This is a genomic window from Streptomyces sp. NPDC000941, from assembly GCF_053599555.1.
On sequence record NZ_JBSFMM010000129.1, the window covers coordinates 20,584 to 27,863 of the forward strand.

Consider the following 7,280-nt stretch of genomic DNA (forward strand, 5'->3'; position numbering starts at 1 on the left):
GCGGTGAGCACCACCAGTGAAGGAGCACCACCGATGACCAATCCCGCCGAGCGCCTGGTCGATCTGCTGGACCTGGAGCAGATCGAGTTGGACATCTTCCGGGGCCTCAGTCCCGACGAGTCGCTGCAGCGGGTGTTCGGCGGGCAGGTGGCCGGGCAGGCGCTGGTGGCCGCGGGACGGACCACCGACGGGCAGCGCCCGGTGCACTCGCTCCACGCGTACTTCCTGCGCCCGGGGCGGCCGGGGGTGCCGATCGTGTACCAGGTGGAGCGCGTCCGCGACGGTCGCTCCTTCACCACGCGCAGGGTCGTCGCCGTCCAGCAGGGTCGGACGATCTTCAATCTGACTGCCTCCTTCCATCTTCCCGAGCCGGGCATCGAACAACAGCTGCCGATGCCCGAGGTACCTGAGCCGGAGAGCCTGCCGAAGCTCGCCGACGAGATCCGCGAGCACCTCGGGGCGCTCCCCGAGTCGCTCGAGAGAATGGCGCGCCGTCAGCCCTTCGACATCCGGTATGTGGAGCGGCTGCGCTGGACGCCCCAGGAGCTCGAGGGCGCCGAGCCGCGCAGCGCTGTATGGATGCGGGCGGTCGGCCCGCTCGGCGACGACCCGCTCGTGCACACCTGCGCGCTCGCCTACGCGAGCGACATGATGCTGCTGGACGCGGTGCGGGTGCCGGTGGAGCCGCTGTGGGGCCGCCGCGGCTTCGACATGGCCTCGCTGGACCACGCCATGTGGTTCCACCGGCCGTTCCGCACCGACGAGTGGTTCCTCTACGACCAGGAGTCGCCGATCGCCACCGGCGGGCGCGGGCTGGCCCGCGGCCGGATCTACGACCGGGCCGGCCGGCTGCTCGTCTCCGTGGTGCAGGAAGGGCTCTTCCGCCCCCTGTAGGCAGCCGTGGGGCCGTCCGCCGCACTTCGGCGCCCACGGACGAGGCGGTGCCAGAGCGGGCGCCTGCGCGGCCGCGCGGGAGACGGGGCCAGCTCGCCGCCCGGCGACGCAGCCACCCCGGTCGGCAGCGGGACGGACGGCTGGACGGGTGATTGGATGGGGCGCGCCTCGCGGGCGTCCCGCACACAGGTCTCCAGCGCGACCCGGCAGCGCCGGATCTCCGCGGGGTCGTCCGCCGCCACCAGGGCAGCGGTCAGCTCCGCCGCCGGGCCGGTCCCGGCGGGCACCGGGGCGAGCCGGGGCATCAGCTCACGCAGACACGCCCGCTCGGCCGGGTCGGTGACGACCGCGTCCAGCTCGGCCGGGGTCAGCAGCGCGGCCCACACCGCGGCCCGCTCCCAGGGGTCGTCGGTCAGGGCGAGCAACTGCTCCACGCGGCGGCGGCGCCATCTGGCGGCCCGCTGATCCTCCCCCTCGTCGAGTGTGGCGCGCAGCCCGGCCGGGATACGTCCGGTCAGCAGGGCGGGCTCCCGCCCGGCGAACGCGCCGAGCTCCGCGGCCGGATACAGCCACACCACCGCCCGGTACCGGTTGACATAAAAACGGACCGGAGTGAAGAAGCCACCGCGCGCCAGGCGGGTGAACCGGCCCTGGCTGATGCCCAGCAGCTCGGCTCCCTCGGCCGTGCCCACCACGCGCAGCCGGGCGCGCAACGCGCTCGGGAAGCCCTCGGCAGCCGCGAGCCGGAGCAGCTCCGCACGCGCCACCCGGCGCCCCATGGCGCCCATGGCGACGGTGCGCACCTCGCCTAGCTGCACGGCCAGCTCGAACTCGCCGCGCTTGAGGCCCAGCTCCCTGGCGGCTCTGTCGAACGCGACGGTCTCCTCGCCCCCGTCCGGCACCGGCGGCACCGGATCCTTCCTCGGCTTCTGATGCGATGTCCGAGGCGGCGATGTCCGAGGCGACTCTTGAAGCGTTTGATACGACTCCTGAAGCGCCTTCTGACGGTCCCCCACTACCACGACGGTCCTCCCCCGCGACTGGTCAGTCACTGACAGTGACGACAATAGCCGCTGAGCGAGACCGCCCGTCAGGCCTGTGGATAACTTCCGCTCACAGCCCGCTTGGCGCCCCGCTCTCCTGTCTCGCCTCGACCCCCAGGTGCTCCCCCACCCTGTTGACCAACAGCGCCATCTCGTACGCGACCTGACCGACGTCGGCGTCCGGGCCGCTGAGCACGCACAGGCAGCTGCCGTCCCCGGCGGCCGTCACAAACAGCACGCCCTCCTCGAATTCGACCATCGTCTGCCGCACCCGCCCCGTGCGAAAGTGAAGCCCGGACCCCTTGGCCAGGCTGTGTAACCCCGAGGCGACGGCGGCAAGATGTTCGGCATCCTGCCGCACAAGCGTGGAGCTGGCGCCCGTGACCAGCCCGTCGTTCGAGAGCACCAAGGCATGCCGTATCTGTGCGATCCGCTCCGTCAGATCGTCCAGCAGCCAATCGAGCCCTTTGCTGAGTGCCATACCGTTCCTCCCCGTCCGGCCAACCACCACAGCTGCCGGGCAAGCCTTTCTCACTGCCGCTCTCCGGGCAACCCGCCCCGCCTGTCGGGGCGCCGATGTGCGCCGCTTGACACAAGATGGAGACATGGCACGGAAAATGACCAAGGATCAGTGGCAGAAGTTCATCTCGGAGGGCACCCACACGGCGAAGCTGTCGACCGTGCGGGCCGACGGCAGCCCGCATATCGCGCCCGTGTGGTTCCTGCTCGACGGCGACGACATCGTCTTCAACACGGGCGCGGACACCGTCAAAGGCCGCAACATGGCCCGCGACGGGCGGGTCAGCCTCTGTGTGGACGATGACCGGCCCCCGTTCTCGTTCGTCACCTTGCAGGGGCGCGCCGAGCTGAGCGACCGGCTGGAGGAGGTCCGCGACTGGGCCACCCGGATCGCGGCTCGGTACATGGGCGAGGACCTTGCGGAGCAGTACGGCGCCCGCAATGGCGTCCCGGGCGAGCTGCTGGTGCGGGTCCGCACCGAGAAAGTCATCGCTCTCGCCGACATCGCCGACTAGCCGGATTCGGCCGAAACCCATCGCTCCCCGACGGGCCTTCGGCGAGGGCTGGGGGCAGGGGCAGCCGGTTCAGGGCCTGGAACATCGGGCACCAGGGCTTGGGACAGGTGACTCAGCGCTGATAGAGGCCGACCAGCGTGCCGCTCGCGAGCTGGCTGCGGTCGACGGCGCGGTGCACCTCGTCGGCCGACGGCTCGTCGGGGAGGACCAGCGGTTCGGGCAGGGCGTACAGCCGGAAGAAATACCGGTGCGGCTGATCACCCGCGGGCGGGTGCGGCCCGCCCCAGCCCTCCTGGTGGTATCCGTTGGTGCGCGGCACACCGCCCGTGGGCGTCCGTCCGCTGACCACTCCGCCGCTGGCGGGGGCGATGCCGGTGACCAGCCAGTGGACGAACGACCCGGACGGGGCATCCGGGTCCTCGCACAGCAGGGCAAGCTCGGCCGTGCCGGCGGGGACGCCGGACCAGGTCAGCGGCGGCGAGAGGTCTTCCCCGTCCTTGGTGTACCGGCGGGGAATCCGGTCGTGGTCGTCGAACGCGGCGCTGTTGAGCTCGATTCCAGCCATGAGCAGGCGAGTACCCGCGTGGAGGGCGGCCAAGCGGCCGGCCGCCCTCAGCCGCGTACGGCCTTCACGAGGTTCACGGGCGTCCGCACACCCCGTCTGCCCTGCCAGGTCAGCGCTCGCATCGCGGTCAGGCGGGGGCGGCCGGGGTCTCCGGGAGGCGCGGGTGGGCGCGCAGATGCTCCTCGACCCGCTCGACGAGTCGGGCCGTCTCGGAGGCGATCAGCGCCGGGTCGGCGGTGGCCGCGCTCAGGACGGCCAGGTACGCGCCCTCGCCCGCCGCCACGACGAACAGGTTGCCGGCTTCCATCGCCACCATGGTCTGGCGCGCCGCACCGCGCGCCCGTCGGCGCGCCACACCGACGGCCAGGCCGTGGAAGCCGGAGGCGACGGCGGCCAGTTGCTCGGCGTCACGGCGGTTGAGCCCGCGGGAAGCGCTCACCGTCGCTCCGTCACCGGACAGTACGACGGCGTGTCGTACGTCCCCGACGCGGACCACCAGATCGTCCAGAAGGCAGTCGAGGCCGTCCGGGAAGCGGGCGGCGATTCTGCGGTGCTCGGTCATGGCCCTCTCCTTCTGTCGGGAGCTGTCCCATGGCCCAGGGACGCTAGCCGGGAGGGGGCGCACGCAGGGGGCGCATTCGGAAGATGCTGGAATTTGACAGGGACAGATGACAGAACGATCGGCCGATGCCCGAACATGCACACTATCCGGGTTCTCGCTCAGGGGTTTTCCCCTCAGCTACCTTCAGATCCGGCCCGCCCGAGGAGTCGTATGAGCCACCAGCACACCCCCGCCGACCGCCTGGCCGAGGTCCGGGATTTTTTCACCCCGCGGGCCGCCGACTGGGACACCCGCTTCCCCGACGACGGCCCCGCCTACGCCGCCGCCGTCGCCGACCTCGGCCTGCGCCCCGGGGACGCGGTGCTCGACGCCGGCTGCGGCACCGGCCGCGCCCTGCCCGCACTTCGCGCCGCCGTCGGCCCCACCGGAACGGTCCTCGGCGCCGACGCCACGCCAGCGATGCTGTCGGCTGCCGTACGCGCCGACCGGCACCGGGACGCGGCGCTCGCCCTCACGGACGTCACCAGGCTGCCGCTGCGCGACGGCTGTCTGGACGCGGTGTTCGGCGCCGGGCTGATCTCCCACCTTCCCGAGCCCGAGGCAGGACTGCGGGAGCTCGCCCGGGTGGTGCGCCCCCAGGGCCGGCTCGCGCTGTTCCACCCCGTGGGGCGGGCGGCGCTCGCCGCCCGGAAGGGCCGCACGATCACCCCCGACGATCTGCGGGCCGAGCCCAACCTGCGCCCGCTGCTGGCCCGTTCGGGCTGGCGGCTGACCTCGTACACGGACCGGGACACGCGCTTCCTTGCCCTCGCGGTCCGTCAGAGCTGAGCGGACAGAATCATGCATCGCCGCCGCTGTATCACGAGGTCGAGATACAGCGTCCTTGCGGAACAATGCGCACATGCTGGAACTCGCCATCCTGGGCTTCCTCTGCGACACGCCGCTGCACGGCTATGAGCTGCGCAAGCGAATCGCCGCGCTGACCGGGCACGTCAAACCCGTGGCCGAAAGCACGCTGTACCCGGCGATCAAGCGTCTGGAAATGGCCGGGCTGCTGGCCCGCGAGACCCAGCCGGGCACGGGTGCCGCGCCACGGCACGTGCTGACCCTGACCGCCGGGGGCCGAGCCGAGCTCCGTCGGCGCCTCGCGGGGCCGGCCCAGGCCGATATCACCGACGAGAACCGCTGGTTCACCGTGCTCGCGTTTCTGCGACACCTGGAGGACCCGGCGGCCCAGGCGAGAGTGCTGGAGCGCCGACTGGCGTTTCTGCGGCAACCCACGAGCTTTTTCTACGACGACGACCGGCCGCTGCACGCCGAGGAGATCGAGGACCCTTTCCGGCGCGGCATCCTCACCATCGCCCGCGCCACCAACCAGGCCGAACAGTCCTGGCTGCGCCGCACCCTGGACTCGCTGCGGGCGACCGGCGGCGCCTGAGGGCCGTGCGGCCGACAGGCCCGATCCGCATCCGCGCACAAAGTCTCGACGCCGTGGCTACTGGCTGGTCAAGGTGCGCCGCACAACGCATTGGCCCCGGATTCCGGTACCGCAAAAGACGAGGCTGCCGTGCCTGCCAGTGAGGACTCGGACGACGACGCGCTGTATGTGCTCACCGCCGTGGTGCTGACGCCCGCGCAGTTTCCGAGCGTGCTGGGCGACGACTATCCCGAGGCCTGCGCCGCGCTCGGCCTCGAGCCGTACGGGGCCGGCTACGGACTGGTGATGGGCCAGGACGGGGACGGCGCCCGGTGGACCGTCGTCACCAGCGACGCGTCGCTGGTCGCCTGCGCCGTCGCCGCGTGGGACTGCGGGATGGAATACGGCCTGGCGATCGACGAGCGCACGGTGGTCGTCTCCCTCCCCGGCTGGCCGCTCGCGGTGGCCGTCGCCGCGCCGGGCGTCCCCGCGCCGCACGACCCCGAACCCGGCCCGCAGGGTGGGGAGGCGGCCACGTCGCCGCTCGCCCCGCCGGACACCGAGCGGTGGGGACCGGCGCAGCGGCGGCTGGGCGCGGACGAGATCGCGCTGCAGTGGGCTCTGTGGCGCGAACAGGTCGACAGCGACGTCACGTTCGTGTCCCCCGCCGAGAAGCCGCACGGGGGTGTGCGACGCGTACTGGAGGAGGCGCGCGGATATCTGGACGCGCCCCCGCCACTCGGCCGCGGCCCGGAGCTGCCGGGCCTGCTGACGGCACTGGACCAACTGGCCGTACGGCCTGGCTGAGTCGGCGCCGGGTCCGGAGCCCGCCGGCCGTGGCGCTGCTTCGGGTGGAGTTGCGAGTGGCACTGCGCAGCGGGCTACAGCGAAGATCACCGGCGGGGAGCACCGCCCCGGTCGCGGACCGCCGCCCCTCGTCTCGTGTCACCAGCGGCGGTGTGGATCGACGAGGAGGGCCGCCTCGGCCGTATCCGGGTCGGGGTGCCTGCATAGCTCGTCGATCTCCGCCCGCCACGGGTCCGGCCAGCCGCTCCTGACGCCCATCCCCTTCACCAAGGCGAGCGCCGTCAGCCCACCCGCTGCGTCGCCGCGCTCGCGCAACACGCCGACCACGGTGAGCACCGCCGCCCGCACATGCTCGTCGTCGTGATCGAACGCGACGTAGTCGTCGAAGCACAGGCGGTCCGGCCGTTCCCGGACCAGCGAGAGATAGCGCTCCCAGCGGCCGAGGCCGGGGTCGCCCGCGCGCAGTGCGGCACAGGCTACTCTCACCAAGGCGCCGGTGGCCTCGCGGCGCAGCCCGGCGGCCAGGAGCGCGTCCACCACGGCGTCGCCCGGCGAGAGTTCACCGGCCGTCTCTTGGGCGAACCGGTTGATGACGGCGGACCCGCACCCGGCAAGCCGCCGCAGCGCGTCGGCGCGTTCGCCTCGTCCGCTCGCCCCGTCGTCGTCGATTCCGGTGTCGGTGTCGGTGTCGGTGCGTGTCCGTGCGACCAAGGTCTCGAGCACGCCGCGCAGAGCGGAGGCTCCCTCTTCTCCAGGGACACGCCCGAGCGCGTCCACCGCGGCGCGCCACACATTTGACGGCCGGTCCGTGGCGACGGCGGCCGCCGCCAGCGCGCCAGTCCCTTCCTCGAACGTCCCGGTCGTCCCGGTCGTCCCGGTCGTCCCGGTCGTCCCGGTCGTCCCGGTCGTCCCGGTCGTCCCGGTCGTCCCGGTCGTCCCGGTCGTCCCGGTCGTCCCG

At 72.5% G+C, this 7,280-nt stretch carries 9 protein-coding genes and 1 pseudogene; 5 read left to right on the plus strand and 5 right to left on the minus strand.

Annotation, left to right across the window (positions count from 1 at the left end; genetic code table 11):
- Positions 1-33 precede the first annotated feature (33 nt).
- Positions 34-894, plus strand: a complete 861-nt coding sequence (locus ACWDSL_RS33285) for an acyl-CoA thioesterase (protein ID WP_450491686.1) — start codon at positions 34-36, stop codon at positions 892-894.
- Here ACWDSL_RS33285 and ACWDSL_RS33290 read toward each other — a convergent pair.
- Together ACWDSL_RS33290 and ACWDSL_RS33295 are read right to left on the minus strand one after the other, a co-directional pair.
- A complete protein-coding gene (locus ACWDSL_RS33290) occupies positions 831-1,805 on the minus strand; it encodes a DUF6397 family protein (RefSeq protein ID WP_450491687.1) in 975 nt (324 codons plus the stop codon). The genes ACWDSL_RS33285 and ACWDSL_RS33290 overlap by 64 nt on opposite strands.
- Before the next feature lie 202 nt (positions 1,806-2,007).
- On the minus strand, positions 2,008-2,418 hold the full coding sequence (locus ACWDSL_RS33295; protein ID WP_014174296.1) for a roadblock/LC7 domain-containing protein: 411 nt from the start codon (positions 2,416-2,418) through the stop codon (positions 2,008-2,010).
- 124 nt (positions 2,419-2,542) lie between these two features.
- Here ACWDSL_RS33295 and ACWDSL_RS33300 point away from each other — a divergent pair, with 124 nt between their 5' ends.
- Positions 2,543-2,971: a PPOX class F420-dependent oxidoreductase gene (locus ACWDSL_RS33300; RefSeq protein WP_450491688.1), complete on the plus strand. Its 429-nt coding sequence runs from the start codon at positions 2,543-2,545 to the stop codon at positions 2,969-2,971.
- 112 nt (positions 2,972-3,083) lie between these two features.
- Here the strand turns inward: ACWDSL_RS33300 and ACWDSL_RS33305 are convergent, their stop codons facing one another.
- Positions 3,084-3,536 (minus strand): YbhB/YbcL family Raf kinase inhibitor-like protein, encoded by a 453-nt coding sequence (locus tag ACWDSL_RS33305; RefSeq protein WP_450491689.1) that lies wholly within the window; start codon positions 3,534-3,536, stop codon positions 3,084-3,086.
- A gap of 127 nt (positions 3,537-3,663) precedes the next feature.
- The gene (locus ACWDSL_RS33310; RefSeq protein WP_450491690.1) at positions 3,664-4,098 is read right to left on the minus strand and encodes a roadblock/LC7 domain-containing protein; all 435 of its coding nucleotides are present in this window, start codon (positions 4,096-4,098) and stop codon (positions 3,664-3,666) included.
- A 210-nt stretch (positions 4,099-4,308) separates the two neighbouring features.
- Here ACWDSL_RS33310 and ACWDSL_RS33315 point away from each other — a divergent pair, with 210 nt between their 5' ends.
- From ACWDSL_RS33315 to ACWDSL_RS33325, 3 genes are all read left to right on the plus strand, one after another.
- On the plus strand, positions 4,309-4,926 hold the full coding sequence (locus tag ACWDSL_RS33315; RefSeq protein ID WP_450491691.1) for a class I SAM-dependent methyltransferase: 618 nt from the start codon (positions 4,309-4,311) through the stop codon (positions 4,924-4,926).
- Between the two features lie 73 nt (positions 4,927-4,999).
- Positions 5,000-5,536 (plus strand): PadR family transcriptional regulator, encoded by a 537-nt coding sequence (locus tag ACWDSL_RS33320; protein WP_450491692.1) that lies wholly within the window; start codon positions 5,000-5,002, stop codon positions 5,534-5,536.
- Between the two features lie 129 nt (positions 5,537-5,665).
- A complete protein-coding gene (locus tag ACWDSL_RS33325) occupies positions 5,666-6,322 on the plus strand; it encodes a hypothetical protein (RefSeq protein ID WP_450491693.1) in 657 nt (218 codons plus the stop codon).
- A 138-nt stretch (positions 6,323-6,460) separates the two neighbouring features.
- Here ACWDSL_RS33325 and ACWDSL_RS33330 read toward each other — a convergent pair.
- Positions 6,461-7,280: pseudogene (locus ACWDSL_RS33330) on the minus strand (hypothetical protein); the annotation flags it as partial.

Bases quoted from the DNA above. Each gene is read 5' to 3' on its own strand.
- ACWDSL_RS33285 (WP_450491686.1), top strand. From the start codon at position 34: ATGACCAATCCCGCCGAGCGCCTGGTCGATCTGCTGGACCTGGAGCAG.
- ACWDSL_RS33295 (WP_014174296.1), bottom strand. From the start codon at position 2,418: ATGGCACTCAGCAAAGGGCTCGATTGGCTGCTGGACGATCTGACGGAG.
- ACWDSL_RS33300 (WP_450491688.1), top strand. From the start codon at position 2,543: ATGGCACGGAAAATGACCAAGGATCAGTGGCAGAAGTTCATCTCGGAG.
- ACWDSL_RS33305 (WP_450491689.1), bottom strand. From the start codon at position 3,536: ATGGCTGGAATCGAGCTCAACAGCGCCGCGTTCGACGACCACGACCGG.
- ACWDSL_RS33310 (WP_450491690.1), bottom strand. From the start codon at position 4,098: ATGACCGAGCACCGCAGAATCGCCGCCCGCTTCCCGGACGGCCTCGAC.
- ACWDSL_RS33315 (WP_450491691.1), top strand. From the start codon at position 4,309: ATGAGCCACCAGCACACCCCCGCCGACCGCCTGGCCGAGGTCCGGGAT.
- ACWDSL_RS33320 (WP_450491692.1), top strand. From the start codon at position 5,000: ATGCTGGAACTCGCCATCCTGGGCTTCCTCTGCGACACGCCGCTGCAC.